This window comes from Agromyces sp. GXS1127, assembly GCF_050565425.1.
In the GTDB taxonomy this organism is placed as follows: domain Bacteria; phylum Actinomycetota; class Actinomycetes; order Actinomycetales; family Microbacteriaceae; genus Agromyces.
Genome location: NZ_JBOCIG010000003.1, coordinates 181063 through 203880, shown reverse-complemented (window position 1 = coordinate 203880; position 22818 = coordinate 181063). Strand labels below are relative to the sequence as shown.

The following is a 22818-nucleotide window of genomic DNA, read 5'->3' as shown; positions in this document are numbered from 1 at the left end:
ATAGGATCGATCGCGTGCCACAGCCAGCCAGCCGCAATCCGACGTTCGATCGGAGTCGTCTCGTCAAGCGGAATCGATGGCGGGACGTGTTCGACGGCACCGTCCCGGACGGCTGGGAGCCGACGCTCTCCGTCTCGGTCGTCATCGCTGCCTACAACAGCTCGACGCTGCCCTTGACGCTCGCTTCACTCGCCGCGCAGGACTACCCATCGCACCTCCTCGAGGTCATCGTCGTCGACGACGGGAGCGACCCTCCCGTCCAGCTCGGCGCAGTCGTGCCCGAGCATGTCCGCCTCATCCGAGTACCGCCGGAAGGCGGCTGGGGCCGATCGAACGCCATGGCCATCGGCATCGGCGCTTCGACCGGGGACATCATCTACTGGGTCGACTCGGACATGGTGCTGTTCCGAGACAACGTCCGACAGCACGCCAAGTGGGCGCATTTCATCCCCGAGGCAGCAACGATCGGCCACAAGGGATTCGTCGAGGCATGGACCTTCTCGCCCGAGGAGGTGTACGAGGAGGTCGCGGATGGCCGCATCGAGCATCGCTACGATCCTGCCGCCCTGCATGAACACTGGTCGTTGCGGGTCTTCCGGGAAACCGATGACCTCAACGACTCTGACGGCCGGAACTACTCCACGCACATGGGCGCCTGCGCAACGGCCACACGCGCGGTCTATGACGCGACCAACGGCCAGGACACCCGCCTGAGACTCGGCGAGGATACGGAGATCGCGTACCAGCTCTGGCAGGCCGGTGCGGTGTTCATCCCGGTGCACGAGGCGAGGAGTTGGCACCTCGGCCGAGCGACCATCCAGGATCACGCAGCGAGTGTCGCTCGGGTCAACAACGTCCACTTCGCCGAACGGATGCCGATCCCCCGTTATCCGCGCCGTTCCATGAATCGGATCTGGGAGGTGCCTCTGGTCCGCGCGGTGGTCGAAGTCCGCCCGGAGTCGGCTACGTTCGCGCGGCAGTGCGTCGATCGATTGCTGAACCAAACGCTCCCGGACATCCAGGTCGACCTCGTCGGCCCTTGGTCGATGCTGGACGAAGGACGCCGCAGAGTCCTCGCAGATCCGCTGGTCGAGCTTCGGCTGGTCCGCGAGTGGTTCCGTGCAGATTCCCGAGTGCGGTTCCGCGAAGAGGCGCCTGACACCGTGTTCCCTAGCCCGTTCCGGCTCGACGTGCCGGTGACCGTCGGGCTCTCACCCGACAGCCTCCAGCGGATGTATCGCCACATCGACGCGAATCGACTCGGTTCAGTCCGATATCGAGTTCCCGGTGTCGGCGAAGGTGCCGAACTGGTCCTGTGGAACAATGCCGCCGTGTCCCGGGCAAGGCGATATGCGAGCGATGGATACGCTTTCGATCAGTGCCTCGAGGACGCATGGGGGACCGAACTAGCCGAGGCGGACGACGCCCGTCTTGTCGATCTGCGAGGCACGGATCTCGAAGCGAAAGTCGAGGCGCACGACCCGCGGATCGACGAGCTCGCTGCCAAGCTCGTGGTGCAGCGCGATCGTGCGCGAGCCGCAGAAGCGCGTCTGGCGGGCGTTGAGGCCCTCCTCGAGCGCCGGCAGTCGCGAAACCTCGTCAGTCGGGCTGCGGAGGCGATCCGCCGCACCCTGCCATCGCGCCGCTGAGGCAGGTCACGCGCAGCCGACCGGTTCCGTCCGGCCTCTCCTGCACCGACGGCCGGCCGACTGGCGCTCGGGCCGTCGCGGCGGTGGCGTCGAGTTGGCGAACCCGCCCCGGCGCCGGATCAGCCCCGTTCCCTCGCCCGTCAGTCCGCCGCGACGACGTCGGCGACCAGGCGCGCTTCGTCCAGCATGCGTTCGAGTGGTGCCGCGAGCGTCGTCGCGTACGTGCTCGAGAGATGCGAATGGTCGCGATAGACCTTGACGTGGCCAGCGACCGTGAAGCACCTTTCGGCGTCGCAGAACGCGTCGGTCAGGTCGAGGGCATGCGCTCCGGGAATGCGGCCGCTCGCCGCGCGCCACATCTCGTCCCTGCCGTCTGCCACCTCGGACCGCGGCTTCGAGCATTCATCGACGCCCCCGGCCCCAGCGCGATCCACGCACGCAAGACTGGCGTCGGACGATGCCGGATAGTCGCGGAGCACGACGATGTCGGTGCCACGCTCGATCAGGGGCTGCCATGCCGCCGAGAACGCGGCATCGGGCTCGTCCCAACGACTCGACCGGTGAGTGGACGTCACGGCCCAAGCGATCGGCGGACCGTCGACGATGTCCGCCTGGACGTTCGAGACCCACTCGTCGCACTCCTCGGCGAGCCTCTCATTCGTTCCGTCGCGCTGGGGCATCGCGAACGAGCAGCCCGTCTTGTACCAGACACGCAGCTCCCAGCCGGCGTCCGTCGCGATCTGTTCGAGTGCAGGGAACCAGGCCATCGCATGCGAGTTCCCGATCAGGGCGATGCGACGCTCCGATCCGACCTCGCCGTACTCGCACATCCGCGCTTCGGCATGCCACTTCTTCACAGCACATTCGACGTCGGGACGGGACAGGTCCTTGCCCACCGTGCCCGCCGGGAAGACACGCCCCTCCAATTCCGGGTGGACGCAATCCGGTTCGCCTGCGAGGACCGCCATGGCGCCGACGCACGAACCCGGTTCGCCGGCCAACAGGGCCACCGTCGCCGAGCGGTCCTCAGCGTCGGCCACGCGGACGGACAGGAGCAGTGTCGCCGCCGTCGACGTCACTGCGACCCATGAGACGACCAGGAGCACATTGGTCCGCCGACGTCGGGTGGGATCCGTGCTGCGGGCAGCATCGATCGTCGGCCGCTCGATCCAGCGAGATGAGGCCCACGCGAGCGCCACCGCCGCAACGAGGACGAGCATCCCCGCACGCCACCCGACCTGCTCGGTGCCGAGGAGGGACCGGGCCGCGATGAGCAATGGCCAGTGCCAGAGGTAGATGGCGAAGGCGAACCCGCCCATCCTCACGAGCAGGGGATGGGTGAGCAACGCGTTCCGGGCGAGCCCGTCGCCCTTCTGCCCCGAGACCAGCACGAGCGCGGCGGCAAGCGTGGGCCACAGTGCTGCTGCACCCGGGAACGCCGACTCCACCGGCAGGAAGGCGGCGCACGCGAGGATGCCGGCCAGTCCCACCCACACCATCGCGACACGGACCGCCGACGGGATCCGCATTCGGCCGATCGAGAGAGCGATGATCGCCCCGATTCCGAACTCCCAGACCCGGGTGAGCGGGCTGAAGTACGCGAACGTCTGATCCGTCGACGTCTGGTGGACGGACCACGCGAACGAGACGCCGATCACGGCGACGATCGTGATGCCGAGCCAACGCGCGGCCGAGCGGCCGGTGCGTCCCGCGACCCATGCCGCGAGGAGCGCAAGCAGCATCCAGGTGACGTAGAACTGCCCCTGCACCGACATGGCCCAGAACTGCTGGGCTGCGGATCTCGGTTGATCCTGGGCGAGGTAGTCCACGGACTGGAACGCGAGGTAGAGGTTCTCGGTCGAGGTCAGCGAGGCGATCACCTGCTGGAGCTCGCCGTCTCGCCGTCCGCTCGGCAGGACGACCCACACCAGGGCGATGGTCGCACTCGCGACCAGCAAGGCCATGGGCGCAAGCCGCTGTCCCAGTCGTGCAAGATAGCGTCCCGGTCGGATCCGGCCGTACCGACCCAGGTGCCCGAGCAAGGTGAGGGTGATGAAATAACCGGAGATCACGAAGAACACGTCGACACCGCCGGAGACTTTGTTCCCCCAGATGTGGAACCCCGCGACGAGGAGCGCGGTGACGGCGCGGAGCCCCTCGATGTCCCGCCGGAACCCGGAAGCGACTCCTCGCGCGGCCGCCGTCGCCGAGGTCGACGTGACGGCATTCGTTTCCGCACGGGCGGCGACTGGCATGGCACTCCACAGGTTCGGGCAGGCTCCCGTCGCTACAAGGGCGACCGAGGATTCGAGGGTGAGCGGAGGACGATCTCCGGAGGAAAGGATAGCTGCTGAGCGCGAACCCCGTGATCGACCCCGGCCGGGTTCTGCGAGTATTGGGGGATGGCCACAGAACCCCGACCCACGCAGATCGATCCGAGTGTGCGGATCATCGGATCGGATGTCATCGTCGGTCCCGGTACGAAGATCTATCGCCATGGCGAGATCCTCGGTCCGGTGGAGATCGGATCCGACGTGTTCATCAACACTGGTTCGTACATCCGTCCCCACACGACGATCGGCGACCGGGTCAACCTCGGTCCGTACGTCAGGCTGATCACCGATACGCACGACATCGGACCCCGCAGCCGTCGCGCCGGTGCAGGGCGAAAGGACCCGATAAGGATCGGTGACGGTGCCTGGATCGGGGCCGGGGCCATCGTCGTGGGCGGCGTGACCATCGGCCCGGGCGCCGTGGTCGCCGCAGGTGCGGTCGTCACCGCGGATGTGCCGGCCGATACGCTGGTCGGCGGCGTACCCGCGCGCGTGATCCGCCGGCTCGAGAATTGACCTCGCCGCGCCGGCCGACTGGGCTCCGCGGGTCGACCCATCGACGTGCGCGGTCGCCGCTTCACCCGTTCGGAACCGCACTGGCCCTGGAGAGATCGACGTGACGCAGTCCCTTGCGCCCCAGGCGACGACCACCTCGCCCCCCGCACGCCGTGGCCGTCATCGACGTGCGCTGAGCCTCGGTATCGCCGGCCTGGTCGCCACCGCCTTGTGGATCCTCTACGGGCTCACCCCGTTCGCTGTCCGGGCGTCCGTCATCTTCTACATCGCCGTGGGTCGCATCGACTGCGGCACGGACTCCCTCAGCCAGGCGATCCGTTCGACCTGCGACTTGGTGGGCGGTCCGCTCGGAGGACTGTTCGCCACCAATCTGCCCGTCATCCAGTCGTCGACCCTGTTGTCGCGCTCGACCGGCATGCCGCCGGAGTGGAGCTACGCCGTCATCTCGTGGCTGGTCCTCTTCGCCGGCGTCTTCGGGACCTATCGGCTGCTCCGACTGTGCGCGCTGAGGTTCTGGGTCGCACAATGGGGTGCCATCGCATGGACCGGGTCGCTGAGCGTGATCGGCATCCTCGGGTTCGGCGGCATGCTCTTCGGAGCAGTGCTGCTGCCGACGCTGGCGTTCCTCTGCCTGTCCACGCTTCGCGCGCTTCGACGCCGGCGAACGCGCCCTGCGCTGCTCTGGGGAACCGGATGGGCCGCCCTCACCGTGGCCATGCTGTTCTCCGACGGCTATACCTTCGTCCTGGGCAGCGCGATGTCGGGGGCGCTGGTGGCGACCTGGATGTGGGGCCGATGGCGGCAAGCCGAGACGTGGGTCGGTGCAGCCGCCCTCGCCATCATGACCGGGCTCGCGTACGCGCTGTACCGGCTGGTCGTACCGAACGCCGGGGCGTGGGGTTCGGACGGAATCGACAAGTTCCGGGCATTCGGGCTGGACCTGAGCACCCTCGTGGTACCGACCGATGAGGTGTGGTGGGCGGATCTGCTCGGCGTCGGCGTCGACCCCGGCACGTTGTGGGGCGACGGATCCAATAACGCCTACAACTACATCGGCGTGCTCATGCTCATCCTCGCCGGGATCGGGCTGGTTGCACACCCTCGGGGCCGCCGTCGGATCGTCGTCGCGTTCGCACTGATCGGCATTGCCGGCCTCGTTCTCTCGCTGGGACCAGACCTCAAGATCGCCGAGGTGTACGACCCGTCACTCAGCGAGTCCCGAACCAGCATGCCACCGGGGATCGCACTCCTCGAACTGCCGCTCGAGTGGGTGTACGGGAATGTCCCGGGCATCGAGTACATGCGGGCGACCTATCGATGGATCCTGCTCTTCCGCCTGGCCGTCATCGTGCTGGCGGCGATCGGCGTCGAAGCCCTGGTCCGTCGTCGTCGGCGTTGGCTCGCGATTGGGCTGGCCGTCGCGGCCATCGTAGAAGTGTCCTTCAACCCGGTGAGCACGCTGCAGACGAATCTCGACCGCGCCGCTGAGGTTCGGGCGTTCAACGCCGACGTAGTGACACCGATGTCCCAGGCGTTCTCACCCGACGACCGCATCGTGTTCGTCAGCGGAACGGAGCGAGCGAACGACTACCTCTCCGTCTACCTCGCCCCGATACTCGACGTTCGCTCCTGGAACATCGGCAACGACAAGGCCCTGCGGCATGCGCGTGCAGCATGGCCGACGCGGATCGACCGCCTCATCGCCCGGCAGCCGGAAGGCTCGGAGCTTCGAGACCTGACCGCGAGCGTGCTCGAGGACGGGACCGTGACGAAGGTGGTCGTCCTGGACTTCGACCTCCGGAACAGTGCCAAGTCGTGGCCCCCGAGCGACGGACTCCGAGACCGGGGCGAGCGTATTTCCGACACGCTCGACGGAGACGAGCGGTTCGACGTCGAACGTCATGAGTATTTCGACGTCATCACCCTCGCGGAATGAGACAGCGACGGAGCCTCGCGACCGGACGTTAGGCTGTACGACGTCCTGCCACCACCCCCTCAGCTCGAAAGCACCGCATGCTGAACCGCATCAAGCGAATCGTCTACGCCCTGCTCGCAGTGCCGTGGATCCGCCGCACCTACGAAGCGGCGAACACGGCCGTGCTCGAGACGTTCGGCTCGAGTCGCATCCTCACGCACGTCCTCTACTTCCTCGCGTTCCTCACGTTCAACCGCGAACAGGCGGCGGTGCTTCGGGGCAGGCGGGACTACTACCGCAACAAGCGCCGCGGCGAGCGGATGACCCGCGTCGAGCTCCGGCGGAATGTGCACCGGCTCGAGAAGGCGCTGCTCATGCGCCCACGCCGGGCGGTATTCGCCACGGATTACATCGGCGAGACGATCGAGTTCTACCAGCGGGCGCATGCGCAGTGCCTCGTCGACCCCGAGAGCATGGACCCGGGTGAGATCGCCTGGGCCCGCGACGTACTCTCGGCGTACTTCTCCGCCATCCAGGAGCCGCACCCGGCCGTCGATGCCGCCCGCACGTCGTTCGGGTCGCTCGCCGTGGCGGGGACCGGCGATCGGCGGCCGTTCGTCCGTCGTGAGAGTCCCGAGACCGACATCTCATACGACCAGCTGCTCACCCTCGCCCACCGCCGCCGGTCCGTGCGCTGGTTCGAGCAACGCGAGGTGCCCCGGGGACTCGTGGACCAGGCGCTCATGGTCGCACGGCAGGCGCCGACCGCGTGCAACCGGATGCCCTACGAGTACCGGATCTTCGACGACCCCGAGATGGTCCGCCGCATCGCCGCGATCCCGTTCGGTGCCGCCGGATACCACGAGAACATCCCCATGATCATCGTGGTCGTCGGCAAGCTCGAGGCGTACTTCAGCCCGCGAGACCGGCACGCGATCTACGTCGACGCGTCGCTCTCGGCCATGTCGTTCATGTTCGCCCTCGAGACGCTCGGGCTCAGCTCGAGCGTCATCAACTGGCCCGACTTCGAGCCGCTCGAGGCGAAGATGCAGAAGGCGCTCGGGCTCGGCCTGCCCGACCGCGTCGTCATGCTCATCGCGGTGGGCTACGCCGACCCTGACGGCGTGGTGGCTTACTCGCAGAAGAAGGAACTCGACACCTTCCGCTCGTACAACGCCGCCTCGTGATGCGGAGGTGGTCGCCTCGGACCCGGAAGGTGCTCGGCTGGATCGCGTCGGCCGGGGTCATCGGCGTGGTGGGCGTCCTCTTCGCCAGGACGCTCGCCGCGAACTGGGAGCAGGTCGTCGACCTGCAGATCTCGTTGAACGGATGGAGCTTCGCCGCGGTCGGCATCTTCGCCGTCGCGGTCCCGGTGACCGGCGTCCTGTGGTGGCAGATGCTCCGCATGCTCACGCCCACCCGCGTCGACCTGCTGGATGCCATCGCCGTGCAGTGCTTGTCGTGGGTGCTGAAGTACGTACCCGGGCAGGTCGGCTCGGTCGCCAACAAGTTGCTGTGGGCGAACCGGCGCGGAGTCGAGAAGTCGCTCGTGGCGATCACCTTCGTCTACGAGAATGCCTTCCTGCTCGTCGCGTCGATCGTGCCCGCGACCGCCATCCTGCTCGCGTCGCTCCGACCCGAGGTGTTCCTCGACAATGCGGCGTCACTGCTGCTGCCGGTTCTGGCGCTGCTCCCGCTCGCGGTGATCGCCAACCCTCGATGGTTCCACTGGCTCGCCTCCCAGCTCGGACGACGGGCACTCAAGCGCGAGGTGCCGCCCGAGTACTTCCTGAGCTCGCGTCAGGGAATCCTGCTCCAGGTGGAGTTCGTGCTGCCGCGCGTGCTGAACGGCATCGGCTTCCTCTTCACGGCATTCTCGGTCATGACCCTCGATCCGTCGGCTTGGCTGCCGCTCGCCGCCGCGTATGTGCTCGCCGGGGCGATCGGCATCCTCGCGGTGTTCGTCCCATCCGGACTCGGAGTACGGGAGGCCGTCATCGTCCTCATCGCCGCCCAGTACATGAGCACGGCCGAGGCCGTCGTTCTCGCCCTGCTCAGTCGCCTCTTCGCCACCGCCGCGGATCTCCTCGTGGCGGGCATCTACGCCCTCATCCGCCTCATCGAACGCACGAAAGGTTCGGCCTCCTGATGACGTCGATCGCAATCATCGGTTCCGCCATCTCGGGAAACAAGGGAGCCAGCGCCATGCTGGAGAGCGCCATCGAGACGCTCGACGAGCGCCTCCCTGACGTGCAGTTCACCCTGCTCAGCATGTATCCCGAGCGCGACGCCGCGCTGAACACGTATCCGAACCTCGAGATCGTGGCCGCCGACCCGGTCAGACTGGGCGTCGGAATCAACTCGCTGGCGTTGCTCCATCGGCTGGTACCGCCCCTGCGCCGGACCATCCGGCGACGATCCCGCGCGGTCGCCGCGATCGCCGAAGCCGACGTGCTGCTCGACCAGGGCGGCATCACGTTCACCGACGGACGTGAGAAGTTCCTGCTCTACAACGTCGCGTCGATCCTCCCGGCGTTGAATCTCAAGACTCCGGTGTTCAAGTGCGCGCAGGCGATCGGCCCGTTCCGCAATCCGATCAACAGATGGGCGGCTCGCACCTTTCTCCCCAAAGTCCGCACCATCGTGACGCGCGGCGCGATCACGCAGCGGTACGCCGATGACCTCGGTCTGGCGAACACGTTCGCCGGTGCCGACTACGCGTTCTCGCTCGAACTCGCGGGCGACGAACGCGAACGACTGGCCGGCCGCATGGGACTCGATGCGCTCGAGTCCGAGCGTCGGCTCGTCGGCATTTCGCCGAGCGTCGTGATGGAGAAGAAGTTCGCCGCCGCCGGTGGGGACTACGTGGAACTGATGGTCGCTTTCGCCCGCCGCCTCCTCGAGGCCGGCTACGACGTGCTGCTCCTGCCGCACAGCGCACGAGCCGGGACCGAGAAGACGCACAACAACGATCTTCCGCTCTGCCGTCGGATCGCCGGGCAGCTCGGCGATGGGCGCGTGCACTTTCCGGACATGGAGCTCAGCTCCCAGGAACTGCGCTACCTGATCGGCCGGTGCGCGTTCTTCGTGACCAGCCGTTTCCATGCCATGATCTCGAGCCTGTCGATGGGCGTCCCCACCCTCGTGATCGGATGGAGCCACAAGTACGAGGAAGTGCTCGCCATGTTCGAACTCCAGGAGTGGGCGTTCGGCCGCGAGAAGGCGACCGACGACTACGTCTGGGAGCGATTCACCGATCTCGTGTCCGCGGAGGATGACGTCCGAACGCGCCTCGAGCAGCATCTGCCCGACGTCAAGCGTGTCTCGCTCGCGCAGGCCGATCTCATCGCGGACCTCGTTCGCTCGCAAGGCTGAGCGAGCGGCATCCCCCGGCCGAAGGGCACCGGCGCTCCAGTCCGGCGACGACACCAAGCCCGGACGCCTGCGCTGCGTGCGAAGCTCAGCCGACGTTGGTCGACCCGGCGTCCAACCGGTGCACCGCGGCGTCGACGGCACCCGGGTACTGGAGCCTGCGCGTGCGCTCGAGCGAATCCTCGAGCAGGATCCGATTGATGCGCATGAGGTCGGCCAGAAGCCCGAGTGCGAAGCTGAGCAGCCCGCCCACGAGCAGCGCCGCGCCCAGGATCAGCGACTGGATGTGGTCACCGGAGGTCCCGGAGAGCCAGAGCACGAGGTAGCGCACGAACGGGATCAGCGAGAGCACGGTGAGCAGGATCCCGAGCGGGAGCAGGAATGCGAGCGGACGGAACATGAGGTAGCTCCGGATGATGGCTCGCGAGGATTCGGCGACGTGCTGCCACATCGACCGGAACAGACGCGATTCCCGCGTCTTCGCATTCGTGGTGATGGGGATGCTGGCGAGACGCATGCGCTTGTGCCCAGCCTGGATGATCGTCTCCATGCAGTAGCTGAAGCTGGTCACGACGTTCAGCCGCATCAGCGCCTCGCGCGAGTAGGCGCGGAAACCGCTCGCGGCGTCGGGGATGTCGGTTCCCGCCGCCTTGTTGACGGTCCAGCTGCCCAGCCGCTGGAGCATGCGCTTGAGTGGGGAGAAATGCTCGATCGTCGAGGTCTGACGATCGCCGATGACGATGTCGGCCCGTCCGTCGATGACCGGTGCCACGAGGTCGCCGATGCGCTCGGACGGGTACTGGTTGTCGCCGTCGGTGTTCACCACGACGTCCGCTCCGTGCGCGAGCGCGTAGTCCACGCCATCGGCGAAGGCACGGGCGAGGCCCATGTTCCGGGTGTGGCGGACGAAGTGGACCACCCCGAGCTCTCGTGCGACCTCCACCGTCCGGTCGGACGACCCGTCGTCGATCACGAGGATGTGCACTTCGTCTGCACCGTCGATCCGCTCGGGGATGCCGGCGAGGACGGCGGGAAGGGTCTCCTCCTCATTGAGGCAGGGGATCTGGACGAAGACCTTCACGGTGCGGATGCTCCTCATGCTCGAATGGCTGACGGGGTGATCCTCGCGCCGCAGATAGGGTACTCCACGCGTCGGAGTGGAGCGCGTCGACCGGTGGAGACCGTGGGTCCCCACGCAGCGTCGCCGGAGTATTGCCGACGTCGACAAACCTGCCGCGCGATACGCATTCGCGGTTTGGCGGCAGAGCACCAACGGGTCAGGGAGCGGACGGTCCCCGCCTAGGCTCGTGCGGCAGCCATCCGACCTTCCTGGAGCAATCATGTCCTTCGAACCGCTCGCGAGCGACTTCTACTCGTACGCGTCCCTGCTGACCCATCGAGAGCGCGAGTCGTTGGCGGCCCTCCGCTCTCGGCTCGAGCGGGACGTCCGCCCGATCGTGAACGGGCACTGGGAGCGCGCAGAATTCCCCATGGAGGTGGTCATGCCGCTCGCCGACCTCGACGTGTTCTCGTTCGCCTGGGATGAGACCGCCCCGTTCGAGAACTCGGCGGTGTTCCGCGGCTTCGTCGCGCTCGAGCTCGCCCGGGTCGACGCGTCGGTCGGCACGTTCGTGGGTGTGCAGAACGGCCTCGCAACCGGCTCGATCGCCATCGCCGGCTCCGATGAGCAGCGCCGCGAGTGGATCCCGCGCCTCGCCTCGGGCGAGGTCATCGGAGCGTTCGGCCTCACCGAGCCGCTCTCCGGCTCGGACTCGGCACGCGGCCTTCGCACCACCGCCCGCCGTGAGGGCGACGAATGGGTGCTGAACGGCGAGAAGCGGTGGATCGGCAACGCCACCTTCTCGGACATCACGATCATCTGGGCGAAGGACGAGGCCGACGGCCAGGTCAAGGGCTTCATCGTGCCGACCTCGACGTCCGGCTACGCGGCGACCAAGATCGAGGGCAAGGTGAGCCTGCGGATGGTGCAGAACGCCGACATCACGCTCACCGACGTCCGCGTGCCCGAGTCACTGCGCCTGCAGCGGGCCGACTCGTTCCGCGCCGCCGCCGCGGTGCTCCGCCAGACCCGTGCCGAGGTCGCGTGGGCGGCGGTCGGCACCGCGATCGGCGCCTACGAGGCCGCGGTCCGGTACGCCACCGAACGCGAGCAGTTCGGCAGGCCGATCGCGGCCCACCAGCTGATCCAGGACCTCCTCGTGAAGTGCCTCGGCAACATCACCGCCTCGCTGGGAATGGTCGTGCGGGTCTCGCAGATGCTCGACGCCGGCGAGCAGCGCGACGAGCACTCCGCGCTCGCCAAGGCGTTCGCGACCACCGCGATGCGCGAGACCGTCGCCTGGGCGCGCGAGGTGTGCGGCGGCAACGGCATCGTGCTCGACTACGACGTCGCACGCTTCTTCGCCGACGCCGAGGCGCTCTACTCCTACGAGGGCACGCGGGAGATGAATACGCTCATCGTCGGCCGCGCCGTCACCGGACAGGCCGCATTCGTCTGAGTCGCCCAGCGACCCGCTCTCGGAGGCTGCGCGGTCGAGCCGCGCCGACCGCGGCGAGCGCTGCTTCGGCGCGCTCGGCGCGATCGCGCAGCCAACCGACCTTCGCCTGGAGTTCGGCCAGTCGGGGCGACGTCCGGTCGATACTGGCGTCCAAGTCGTCCGCGGTGAGCAGGTCGACGCCGACATCGTCGGCGGTCACGATCTCCGCACCCCAGTGCTCGGCGAGCCACTCGAGCCAGGACGCCTCCGCACCGCGAGCGCGCGCGACCGCAGCGGAGTCGCGCAGAACGGCCCGATGTCCTCCGCTCGGCGCGTGCACCTCGATCGATGCGACCCGCGACTCGTCGATGCGTCGAAGCAGGCGATCCAGTGAATCGACGGCGAGACCCATCCTGGCCGGAAGGTCGAGGCGGTAGGGGGCGGGAAAGACCGAAGGCGGAACCTCCTCGACCAACCGGACACGCGGGTCGGATCGGAACCACTCCTCGGTGAGCCGCAGTTCGAGCTGCGGGTCCTCGAGGATCCGGCGACGCCCATCACCCAGGGACGCCCACGGACCGACCATGGAGATGTGCACGTCGCGAAGCGTCGAGGCGAGGACGCGATCCGCGCAGGTCCGGGCGTAATCGGCGTTCGCCTCGTCGGCTTCGATGACGACGTGGAGGAACGGGACCTGCCACACGTGATCGGCTCCGCGTCGCCGGTAACGCGGAATGGGCATGCGCTGCGCGAAGGAGACGTCGTTGACGTGCTTGACGAGCTCGCCGGCCTTCTGCATCGTGGACGCGCCGAGATGCCAGGATCGCGCGTCCCGCGCGGGGATGAACACGGCGCCCGCCTGCCACAGGCGGTACGCGAGTTCCGTGTCCTCGCCGAGCTTGAGCGCGGGGTCCAGTCCTCCGGCTCGCTCGTACAGGTCGCGTGGAACCGACGCCGATGCCCCGGTGAAGGTGGAGTAATTGCGCCCGTCGGAGGCGTTGAGGTCGTCGGTCCGGCGGAATACCTCCTCGATCCAGTGCTCACCCGCGTCGCGATGCGCGTCGGAGATCGAGCCGTCACGCACCCGCCGGTGCACATCCTCCGGGGTGTAGGACCAATCCGCCACGAATCCCTTGCTTCCGATCGTGGCGGCTTCAGGGATGAAATGGGACCACTTGGCGTGCTCGCGTACGTTGTCGCGGAACAGCACCATGTCCGCGTCCACCCAGTAGAGGATGTCCCCCGTCGCGGCGAGCGCGCCGACATGCGCGGCGTGCGAGCGTCCCCACTCGGCACCCTCGACCCGCACCACCCGGAGGTTCGGGGGCACGACGGGTCCCAGGTCGAGCGGTTCACGGCTGCCGTCGTCGACCACGATGACCTCGATCAACTGCTCCGGGTAGTCCTGAGCGGCGATCGAGGCGAGGGTGAGCGGCAACGTCGGCGTGTCGTGCACCGGGATCACGATCGACACCGAACGGGTCGGCGTCCAGTCGGGGGGCAGCGACCCGTCGAATCGCTCGCGCCACCTGTTCTTGACCACCGTCGGTCTCCACGAGCTCGTCGCCACCGCTGGATTATACAGTCGTAGGACCGTCCGGCCACGGAGTCCACTCGGGCCGAACGCCCCGTCGGTATCTCGGCATTGCGGAAAGGACACCCGTGCAGCGACTGCGACGCATACTCACCCGACCGGCGGGTCGAACGGACGCGACCCGAGCGGCCGACGCCCGACCGGCGGATCCGACGTCCGCCTCGGACGAAGCGCCCGACCGGGGGGAACCGCTCTCGCTCGCCGGCGTCGACGGGCTGCGGCGACTGACCTTGCCCGGCTCGGACGGCATCCTGGTCCGTCGCATCCGGATCAGGGTCGACGGTTGGGAGCCGCCGGCTCGAGGCTGGCGCGGTGCGGTCCGTCCGCTCCGAGACCTGGTCTCGCTGTCCCTCGCGTTCGACATCGAGGCACGACGGGCGGAGATCGAGGTCCGACTCGGAACCGACACCCGCCTCTCGGACATCGCCCGAGCCGTCCTCCCTGCGCTCGTCCCCGACCGGCGCCGAACGGGTTCGGGCGCCCCGCGGATCGCGCTCCGCGACGATGCCGACGAGACCGCGCTCGCCCTGCTGCCGAGCCTCGCCGCGCCCCCGAGCACGACCGCTGCGGGAGACGAGGGTCTGGCGCGCTCCGCAGAACTCGTGCTCGGCGCGCACGGCACCCTCTCTGCGCCACCCTGGGTCTCCGGAACGGCACCGACGGAGACCCGCGCCGTGGTCGCCGGTCACCGCGTGGTCATCGACCTGATGACGCACAACCCGATCGGGCGCATGGCCTCGTTCAGCGAGGGCACCCCCGGCCGACGGCTCGCCCGAGTCGACGGCCGGATCGCGATCGAGCGACTCGAGGGCGACCGCACCGTCGTGGACGCCGTCCTTCCGCTCGATCGCCCGATCACGAGGGACCAGGTCTCGGCCCTGCGGAGCTCAGAATCCCTCTCCGTCGCGGCGATCGATCGAGCGCCGGATCGGATGATGGCGGCTCGGCTCGCTGAGCTGGCCGCATGCGGCGTCATCCTCTACGACCTGCCGGCGACGGCGTCCTTCGAGGACATGCTCGATCCCGACCTGGTATCGATGATGCGGCTTCCGTACGCCCCGACCCTCGGCCTGGAGCGGGAGGTCCGCTCGGTGTCACAGCGGAGGACGGCGCTGCTCGCTCATGCAGGGGCGTTCCGACTCGCCCGGGCCGCGGAAGGCCTCGGGCACCCCATCCTGCCGGCCGTGAGCGTGATCGTGTCGAGTCGTCGTCCGCACCTGGTCCCGCGCATCCTTCGACACCTCGCCGCTCAGACGTACGAGCGGCTCGAGGTGGTGGTGGTGATGCACGGCGTCCAGCGGCCGGATCTCGACGACGTTCGAGATGAGATCGGCGGACTGGACTACCTGATCGTCGATGCGCCACCGCACGCCACGTTCGGCGAAGCCCTCGCCGAGGGCGTTCGACGATCCAGTGGAGACCTCGTCACGAAAGCCGACGACGACGACCACTACGGGGGCGAACACGTCCGGGACCTCGTACTCGCCTGGCTCTACTCGAGGGCGGAGCTGGTCGGCAAGCCGGCGGCGTTCGTGCACCTGGAGGGCTCGGACATCACAGCGCACCGTCGCTTCGGCTCGGAGCTCTACCACGACCAGGTCGCCGGCGGGACGATGCTCCTCGCACGCGGCGCGCTGGACGAGCTCGGTGGATGGCGACCGACGCCTGCGCTGACCGACCGCACGGTCCTCGACGCGGTGGCGGAGGCCGGCGGGACGGTCTACCGGACCCACGACCTGGGGTACGTCTACGTCCGCAGCGCGGGTGGCCACACCTGGCAACGGACCGACGCGGAACTGCTGGACGGCTCCTACGAACGGTGGCCTGGACTGGTACTTCCCGGGTTCGAAGCGGACTGATCGCGCTCCCTCGCGGCGAAGGCACGCAGTTCTCTCGGTGCGGCCCGGAAGAGATGGACCGGCACTGCAGCGGCGTCGTCTGCCCAGTACGGCAGCTTGATGTGCGGGACGCCGCCGACCCGGATGAGCGCGTGGTCGAGCACCCGGAATCCACCCTGATCGATGTAGCGCTGCGCGGCCGCACGGTCGTCGGCGAGGACGAAGTGGTAGAGGACCTTGAACTCCGCCGGAACCTCGTTCCAGACCTCGTGCACACCGAAGGGCGGCGCGATCGAGCCCAGACCGTCACGCAGTGCCGCCCATGCGTCAGCCGACATTCGGGGGATGTCACCGGAGGCGATCGCCGCATCGTTGGAGAGGTACTGCACGAGCCGCTGCCGCGCTACCTCCGGTGAGCGGCGAGCGAGGAGCTCCAGCGCGCCCGCGGCGGTCGAGAAGCGGTCGGCGATCTGACGAGGGCGGACCGTCTGCTGGGTCATGGAGCTGCCGTCCGATCGCACGCGCCATGAGACCACCTCCCGCCGCAGCACGTCGAATCGGCGGGCGGTCGCGTATGCCCTGGCGCTCACGAGCTGGTCCTGGAAGTGGCCGCCCGTCTCCGGGAAGGACAGTCCGGCCGCGTTCCAGAAGTCCCGCCGATAGAGCTTCGTCCACTGGACCGCGTTGACCATGACCTCGGGCGCCGACTCGACGTCCACACCCCGCCGGTCTTCCGCGTGCGCCTCAGAGATCCAGAACGCAGGCGGCGTGCGCCTGCGGCCGATCAGCCGATCGTACGATCCGACGGCGAAGTCCGAGCCGGAGGCCTCGAGTGCGGCGACGAGGTCGCGGAGCGCGCCCGCCCGGAGGATGTCATCGCCGTCGAGGAAGCCGAGGAACTCGCCGCGCGCACGCTCGATCCCGTGGTTACGGGCTCGATTCGGATCGCCGAAGCCGACGCGGATCAGTCGCACGCGCGGGTCCCGAGCAGCGATCCGCGCGACGATGGCACCCGTCCGGTCGGAGGATGCGTCGTCGATCACGATCACCTCGACGCGCCAGTATCCCTGCGCGAGGATGGAACGGAGGGCCGGTCCGACGTAGCCCTCGACGTCGTGCGCCGGCATGACGAGGCTGACCAGGCCCCGATCCCCGAGGCCACCGCGCCGGGCACGCCGACGGCCCGATATCTCGCGCGCGGGCCGGAGGACGGTGGAAGCCGCCTCGCGCGCGTAGCCCGACAGCCGCCGCAACCCGTGCCTCACCTGGTACCTCTCGTCATGACCATGCCGCCCAACATCGTAGACTCGTCGGAGTGACCAGCGAGCACCCACCGGTCCCCGATCCCTCCGGCGACGCAACCAGAGCCCACGTCGACGCAACGCCGCTCGTGTCGGTCGTCATGCCCACTCACGACGTGCGGGATTGGATCGCGGAGACGCTCGAGTCCGTCCTCGCGCAGGACGTCCCGCTCGAGGTCGTGGTGGTGGACGACCACTCGAGCGACGGGACCGATCTCTACGTCGAGCGACTCGCCGAACGGGACCCGCGCGTCCGCCTGGTCCGCGCACGTGCGCGGGGCGGCGGCAGCGCGCGGAACGCCGGGATCGAGGCCAGCCGTGGTCGCTACCTCATCTTCTGCGACGGAGACGATCTCGTGCCGACGGGCTCGTATCGTGCGCTCGTGGAGTCGCTCGAGGCGTCCGGTTCCGACATCGCGTTCGGCAACTTCCTCAAGTTCTCCCCCACCTCGACGTGGAAGCCGACTGCGAACTGGCCGGACTACCAGAAGGAGGCGAGCCGCCTCCGCCTGGACGATCACGCATCGCTCATCCTCGGCCGCGCGTGCTGGAACAAGGCGTTCCGCATGAGCTTCTGGAACACCGCGGCGATCCGGTTTCCCGACGTTCCCCGCTCCAACGACATCGTCCCGATGACGACCGCCTACCTCGCCGCAGATCGTGTCGACGTCGTCACCGAGAACGTGTACCTCTACCGGGAACGTCCCGGCAATTCGTCGATGACCGCCAATGCCGAATCGGCCGCCTCGATGCTGAGCTACCTCTCGCAGGAGACGGAGTGCGGCCGGGCGGTCATCGCTCGCGGCGTGCACGCCCTGACCTGGCGGTACGCCTCGCTCATCCTCGAGCGGGACGGATGGGTGCACCTTGCGAAGTACCTCAGGCGCGCAGACCGCCCGCCGGAGGACGACGATGCGGTGCGGGCCGCGTGGGCGACCCTCCTCGACCTGGTGCGTGACGCCGGCTTCCGGCCGGCAGAGCGTCACAAGTCGGTCGTGTTCGATCTCTTCATGGACGGACGGGCGACGGCGGCCTCGGCCATCGCTCGGCTGATGAGCGGCCCGGCGCCCACGCCGGCAGAGCAGCTGGACTGCGTCATCGGACTGCTTCGCGAGCCCGGCATGCAGCGTCTCGTCGCAACGGAGGACTGGCTCCGCGACCGTATCCGCGATGCGGTCGCGACCGCCGTCCTCGACGGCGCTCCGACCAGTGCGATCGCCGAGGCGCTCATCGAGCAACAGGCGCTCGTGCGCTCGAACCCCGAGCTGCCGCTGCGCGCGGTGCCGGAGTTCCACGGCAGCGAGCCGAGCGCTGCCGAACTCACAGCGAGGCTCGAGCAGTCCCGGGCGACCGACGCCGCCATCGTGGCCTTCCGTTCCGGCCCGGCGGTCGAGGTCGACGTCATCGGATCCGCACCCCTCGAGCCCGTCCTGGTGGATGCCGTGACCGGCGCCGCCCTGCGCGGCGTGTTCACCCGCCGGCGCGCGACCGCAGCGTGGACCCTGGCGACCGCCCGCATGCCGCGCCATCGTCGGTTCGCGATCGCCGCGGCGACCGCCGATGGCGACGTCGTCACCGTGCGCTTGCGCGCGCCGCATCCGCCCTATGGTCGCGTCGATCCGGTGCTCGCGTTCCCGACGAGGTCGACACTCGAGATCGTTCGCCGCGACCAGGCGCTCGTTCGAGCCGCGAGACAGGCGACGCGGGCGGCGATCAGGCTCGTCAGGCGTCGGACATGACCTCCTCGATCGCATCCGCGTAGGCGGCAGCGATCGACCAGGGCGTACGCGACTCGTTGAAGGCATCGAAGGCCTCGCGCGGAGGCCGCGGTTCGTCGAGGGCCGCCGAGATCTCGACGGCCAGGGATCCGACCGGATCGTCGAGATCCATGAAGCGGACCCAGCGCTCGCCGCCATATGTCTCGAGCAGGTGCGGCTCGGCGGGGACGATCGCCGGAACTCGGAATCCGGCCGCGAGGTGGAGGCTGCCGGAGTTCAGGATCGCGCGGTACGGGAACACCGCGACGTCGGCCGCACCGAACCACATCGGCACGTCCGCGTCGGCCACCCAGTTCAGATCCGAGACCACGCGCAGGCCGCGCGGCATCCGGGCAGCGAGCTCGGTCCTGGTGTCCTCGTCCGCGGAGCCGGCGAGCAGGAGCGTCGGCGCCTCGCCGGGCCCGGAGGCGAGCCGGCCCATCGCGTCGAGCAGGGTGTTCAGACCCTTGTACGGCCGCATCTGGCCGAGGAAGAGCACCGTCCGCTCGTCCGGTCCGATCCCCAGTCGGGACCGAGCCTCCGCGGCCGGCCACGGTCCGCCGTACACGCCGGCGAAGCTCGGATGGGGGATCATGCGGACACGATCCGCGGGAAGCTCGGCGATGCCGCGGAGCATGTCCGCCGTCTGCGGCGCCATGACGTGGATGAGATCGGCATGCTCGGCGAGGAGCCGGTACACGTCGATCTCGAGAGCGCGGTAGACGAGCTCGTGCGGGAGCTGGTTGTGGATGGTCCAGACGATTCGGACCCCACGCCGGACGAACCCGTCGAGCAGCGCGCGGAACTCCTGGAACGCCAGTCGGGCCGCGTCCTCGCCCGGGGAGCGCTGGATGATCGGCGACGTCCAGTGCAGGTGGAACACGTCGCCCCGGCTGAGCTCGTCCGTGCGCCGGAACGAGCCCTGTCCCGTCCCGAGTCCGACGACGCGATGCCCACGCGCACGGACCTCGAGGGTCATCAGGTTGAGGTAGGGGTTGTCCGCCGACCAGTCGGGATAGAACATGATGGTTCGAGTGCGCTGCACGGGATCCGATCGTACCGTGAGCATCGGCGGTCGGCGCGATGCGGCCGCGCACCGGGCCGGCTTCGCGGCCTTCGCTTGATACGATGCCCACCCGTGACCTTCAGCCAGGCGAGCGCGGTCCCGCCGATCGCAACGCCCCCGTCCTCGTCGCCCGACGCCCCGTCGCCGATCTCGCGGCGCACTCCGCAGCGCCCCGCGCGTCGGAGCGGCGACCTTCGCGCCGACATCCAGGGCCTGCGCGCCTTCGCCGTCGGCGTGGTGGTGCTCGACCACCTCTTCCACTGGCCGAGCGGCGGCTTCGTCGGGGTCGACGTGTTCTTCGTGATCTCGGGGTACCTCATCACGGCGCATATCCTGCGCGAGCTCGACCGCACCGGACGGGTCTCCCTTTCCGGCTTCTATCGCCGCCGGGCGCGCCGCATCCTTCCCGCCGCGGTTCTCGTCATCACGGCGACCGTGATCGCCGCAGCACTGCTGCTGCCGAGGTGGCGAGCGCTGTCGATCGCCGTCGACGGCGTCTGGGCCACGTTCTTCGGCGCGAACCTCCGTTCGATGCTCGTGGGAACCGACTACTTCCAGCTCGGCCAGCTCCCGTCTCCGCTCCTGCACTACTGGTCGCTGTCGGTCGAGGAGCAGTTCTACTTCGTCTGGCCGCTGCTGGCCATGGCGGTGTTCGCCGTCGCCCTCGCTCGGTGGGGTCGGCGTGCGACCCGCCCGGCCGTGATCGTCGTGTTCGCCGCGGTCGTCGCCGCCTCGTTCGCGTGGGCGTGGTTCGAGACCGCGGACGCGCCGACCGTGGCGTACTTCTCGACGTTCTCGCGGGCCTGGGAACTCGGCGCAGGAGCGCTGCTCGCCGCCGTCTCCACCACCGCATGGCGACTTCCCCCGCTCCTGCGGCGTGCACTCGGATGGCTCGGGCTCGCCGGGCTGGTCGTGAGCATCTTCATCATCGACCCGTCTTCGCCGTTCCCCGCGCCGACCGCCCTCCTGCCGGTCCTCTCGGCGGTCGCAGTGATCGCGGCCGGGATCGGGGAGACCGATCCCGGCTACGAACGCGCCATGCTGCCGCTCACGAATCGGGCGGCCGGGTACCTCGGCGCGATCTCGTACTCGGTGTACCTCTGGCACTTCCCCGTGATCGTGCTCCTCCCTGCGCTCGTCGCGCAGGGTTCCGGGCGGTACTTCGCTCTCGCGCTCGTCTTGACGGCCGCGCTCTCGATCGCTTCATACCGCCTGGTGGAACAGCCGGTACGACGATCGCGCTGGCTCCTTCCGAAGGAGCCGGACCCGCGACGGGCGCCGCGGTGGCGAACCGTCGCCGTCGCCTCAGGCATCATCGCGCTCGTCCTCGCCGGCGGAGTGGCCGCCGGCGCTCGGGTCCTTGCTCCGACTGCTGAGCCGACGACGCCGGCCACCGCCGACTGCTTCGGGGCGGAGGCAGCTGCCGGTGCGGACGGCGAATGCTCGACGGCCGACGACGTCTCCGCGGCCGAGGTCAGCCCGTCGCTCGACGTCCTCCCTCAGGACACAGCGGGAGGGTACTCGTGTTGGCGCGGCCAGGGGCAGGAGGCCCGCACCTGCACGTTCGGCGCCGCCGAACCCGCGTACCGGGTGGCGCTGGTCGGCGACAGCCACGCCGCAGCACTGCTCCCGGCATTCCTCGCGCAGGCGGACCGGCTCGCCTGGAGCGTCGACACCTTCGTCGGCTTCGGATGCCAGTGGCGTGAGCAGCCTGCGGATTCCGACTGCGCGGACGCCATGGCGGAGTACCAGCACCGACTCGTTGACGGCGACTACGACGTCGTGGTGACCACCGCGGCGCGATGGGCCACCTCCGAGGCGTCGGAGTCCTCCTTCACCGGGCTCTGGGACCAGGTGCGAGCGGCGGGCAGCGACGTCGTCGTGGTCGCTGCGGCACCGGACATGCCCGAGTCGACGCTGGAGTGCCTGAACCGCGTCGGGCAGGATCTCGCGGACTGCGCGACCCCGTCGTCGGAGGCCTTCGCCGTCCCCGATCGCATGACGGAGGCGGCGATCGCCGCGGATTACCCGGTCGTCGACATGACGGACTTCTACTGCGCGGGCGAGCGGTGCCCGGCGGTGATCGGCAACGTGATCGTGTACCGCGACGCAGCGGGCCACATCACGGGCACCTTCATGAAGTCGATGGCACCGTACCTGACCGCGCGGATCGGCGCCGCAGCCGGCCTGGGCTGAGCCGGAGTCCCCGATCGACCACCGGCCGGGGACGTCGCGGGCTCAGCGACCGAGTCCGCGGAAGTCGAATCCGGCGCTGCGCCAGGCTTCGGGGTCGAGCACGTTGCGCCCGTCGATGATCCGGGGCGTGAGCATGCGCTCGGCCGACGCCGCGGGGTCCAGTTCCCGGTACTCGCCCCACTCCGTCACGAGCACCGCGAGGTCGGCGCCCGAAAGCGCCTCATCGGCTGTGGCGACGTAGTCGAGCTGCGGATGACGGACTCGAGCGTTCTCGATGCCGTGCGGATCCGTCGCCACCACGCGGGCGCCCAGCCCGTGGAGTCGCGCCGCGACGTCGAGCGCGGGCGAATCGCGGATATCGTCGGAGTCGGGCTTGAAGGTCAGCCCGAGCACGGCGACGCGCCGATCGAACACGGAGCCGCCGAGGACGTCGGCCGCCAGTTCGACCACCCGCTCCCGCCGACGCAGGTTGATGGCGTCGACCTGTCGGAGGAACGCCACGGACTCCGCTCGACCGAGCTCCTCGGCCCGCGCGGTGAACGCTCGGATGTCCTTGGGGAGGCATCCCCCGCCGAAGCCGATCCCGGCGTTGAGGAACCGCCGGCCGATGCGTGCGTCGTGTCCGATGGCGTCGGCGAGCGTCGTGACATCGGCACCGGTGACCTCGGCGATCTCGGCCATCGCGTTGATGAAGCTGATCTTCGTGGCAAGGAACGCGTTCGCCGCGGTCTTCACGAGTTCCGCCGTCGCGAAGTCCGTCACGATCCGAGGAGTCCCGAGCGC

The 22818-nt window shown here is 68.9% G+C and carries 16 protein-coding genes; 10 read left to right on the top strand and 6 right to left on the bottom strand.

Translation table 11 applies throughout. The features are described 5' to 3' along the window. Window positions 1–14: 14 nt before the first annotated feature. A complete protein-coding gene (locus tag ACQ393_RS06415) occupies window positions 15–1649 on the top strand; it encodes a glycosyltransferase family 2 protein (RefSeq protein ID WP_430645997.1) in 1635 nt (544 codons plus the stop codon). A 140-nt stretch (window positions 1650–1789) separates the two neighbouring features. Here the strand turns inward: ACQ393_RS06415 and ACQ393_RS06410 are convergent, their stop codons facing one another. Continuing rightward, on the bottom strand, window positions 1790–4147 hold the full coding sequence (locus tag ACQ393_RS06410) for an acyltransferase family protein (protein ID WP_430645996.1): 2358 nt from the start codon (window positions 4145–4147) through the stop codon (window positions 1790–1792). Window positions 4148–4165: 18 nt separating this feature from the next. Here ACQ393_RS06410 and ACQ393_RS06405 point away from each other — a divergent pair, with 18 nt between their 5' ends. From ACQ393_RS06405 to ACQ393_RS06385, 5 genes are all read left to right on the top strand, one after another. Further along, window positions 4166–4498 carry an acyltransferase gene (locus ACQ393_RS06405; RefSeq protein WP_430645995.1) on the top strand — a complete coding sequence of 111 codons (333 nt, stop codon included), beginning with the start codon at window positions 4166–4168 and terminating at the stop codon, window positions 4496–4498. A gap of 100 nt (window positions 4499–4598) precedes the next feature. Then, window positions 4599–6434: a hypothetical protein gene (locus tag ACQ393_RS06400; protein WP_430645994.1), complete on the top strand. Its 1836-nt coding sequence runs from the start codon at window positions 4599–4601 to the stop codon at window positions 6432–6434. 77 nt (window positions 6435–6511) lie between these two features. Next, a complete protein-coding gene (locus tag ACQ393_RS06395) occupies window positions 6512–7600 on the top strand; it encodes a nitroreductase family protein (protein WP_430645993.1) in 1089 nt (362 codons plus the stop codon). A gap of 29 nt (window positions 7601–7629) precedes the next feature. Then, a complete protein-coding gene (locus ACQ393_RS06390; RefSeq protein WP_430645992.1) occupies window positions 7630–8562 on the top strand; it encodes a lysylphosphatidylglycerol synthase domain-containing protein in 933 nt (310 codons plus the stop codon). After that, window positions 8562–9788 carry a polysaccharide pyruvyl transferase family protein gene (locus ACQ393_RS06385; protein ID WP_430645991.1) on the top strand — a complete coding sequence of 409 codons (1227 nt, stop codon included), beginning with the start codon at window positions 8562–8564 and terminating at the stop codon, window positions 9786–9788. The genes ACQ393_RS06390 and ACQ393_RS06385 overlap by 1 nt, the downstream gene beginning before the upstream one ends. A gap of 85 nt (window positions 9789–9873) precedes the next feature. Here ACQ393_RS06385 and ACQ393_RS06380 read toward each other — a convergent pair whose 3' ends face one another. Beyond that, complete coding sequence (locus ACQ393_RS06380; protein ID WP_430645990.1) at window positions 9874–10884, bottom strand: glycosyltransferase family 2 protein; 1011 nt, start codon at window positions 10882–10884, stop codon at window positions 9874–9876. A gap of 241 nt (window positions 10885–11125) precedes the next feature. On the opposite strand from ACQ393_RS06380, the gene ACQ393_RS06375 reads away from it, so the two are divergent. Continuing rightward, the gene (locus ACQ393_RS06375) at window positions 11126–12304 is read left to right on the top strand and encodes an acyl-CoA dehydrogenase family protein (RefSeq protein WP_430645989.1); all 1179 of its coding nucleotides are present in this window, start codon (window positions 11126–11128) and stop codon (window positions 12302–12304) included. On the opposite strand, the gene ACQ393_RS06370 is transcribed toward ACQ393_RS06375, so the two are convergent. After that, on the bottom strand, window positions 12279–13853 hold the full coding sequence (locus ACQ393_RS06370) for a glycosyltransferase (protein WP_430645988.1): 1575 nt from the start codon (window positions 13851–13853) through the stop codon (window positions 12279–12281). The genes ACQ393_RS06375 and ACQ393_RS06370 overlap by 26 nt on opposite strands. 254 nt (window positions 13854–14107) lie before the next feature. On the opposite strand from ACQ393_RS06370, the gene ACQ393_RS06365 reads away from it, so the two are divergent. Continuing rightward, a complete protein-coding gene (locus tag ACQ393_RS06365; RefSeq protein ID WP_430645987.1) occupies window positions 14108–15736 on the top strand; it encodes a glycosyltransferase in 1629 nt (542 codons plus the stop codon). Here the strand turns inward: ACQ393_RS06365 and ACQ393_RS06360 are convergent. Then, the gene (locus tag ACQ393_RS06360; RefSeq protein WP_430645986.1) at window positions 15688–16842 is read right to left on the bottom strand and encodes a glycosyltransferase family 2 protein; all 1155 of its coding nucleotides are present in this window, start codon (window positions 16840–16842) and stop codon (window positions 15688–15690) included. The genes ACQ393_RS06365 and ACQ393_RS06360 overlap by 49 nt on opposite strands. A 188-nt stretch (window positions 16843–17030) precedes the next feature. On the opposite strand from ACQ393_RS06360, the gene ACQ393_RS06355 reads away from it, so the two are divergent. Continuing rightward, window positions 17031–18755 carry a glycosyltransferase family 2 protein gene (locus tag ACQ393_RS06355; RefSeq protein WP_430645985.1) on the top strand — a complete coding sequence of 575 codons (1725 nt, stop codon included), beginning with the start codon at window positions 17031–17033 and terminating at the stop codon, window positions 18753–18755. On the opposite strand, the gene ACQ393_RS06350 is transcribed toward ACQ393_RS06355, so the two are convergent. Continuing rightward, entirely contained in the window at window positions 18739–19818 is a 1080-nt protein-coding gene (locus ACQ393_RS06350; RefSeq protein WP_430645984.1) for a glycosyltransferase, read from the bottom strand. The two genes, ACQ393_RS06355 and ACQ393_RS06350, sit on opposite strands and share 17 nt — an antisense overlap. A gap of 93 nt (window positions 19819–19911) precedes the next feature. Here ACQ393_RS06350 and ACQ393_RS06345 point away from each other — a divergent pair, with 93 nt between their 5' ends. Beyond that, window positions 19912–22035 carry an acyltransferase family protein gene (locus ACQ393_RS06345; RefSeq protein ID WP_430645983.1) on the top strand — a complete coding sequence of 708 codons (2124 nt, stop codon included), beginning with the start codon at window positions 19912–19914 and terminating at the stop codon, window positions 22033–22035. A gap of 42 nt (window positions 22036–22077) precedes the next feature. Here the strand turns inward: ACQ393_RS06345 and ACQ393_RS06340 are convergent. Next, window positions 22078–22818: nucleotide sugar dehydrogenase (locus tag ACQ393_RS06340; protein ID WP_430645982.1), on the bottom strand; the 741-nt coding region annotated here is incomplete at its 5' end.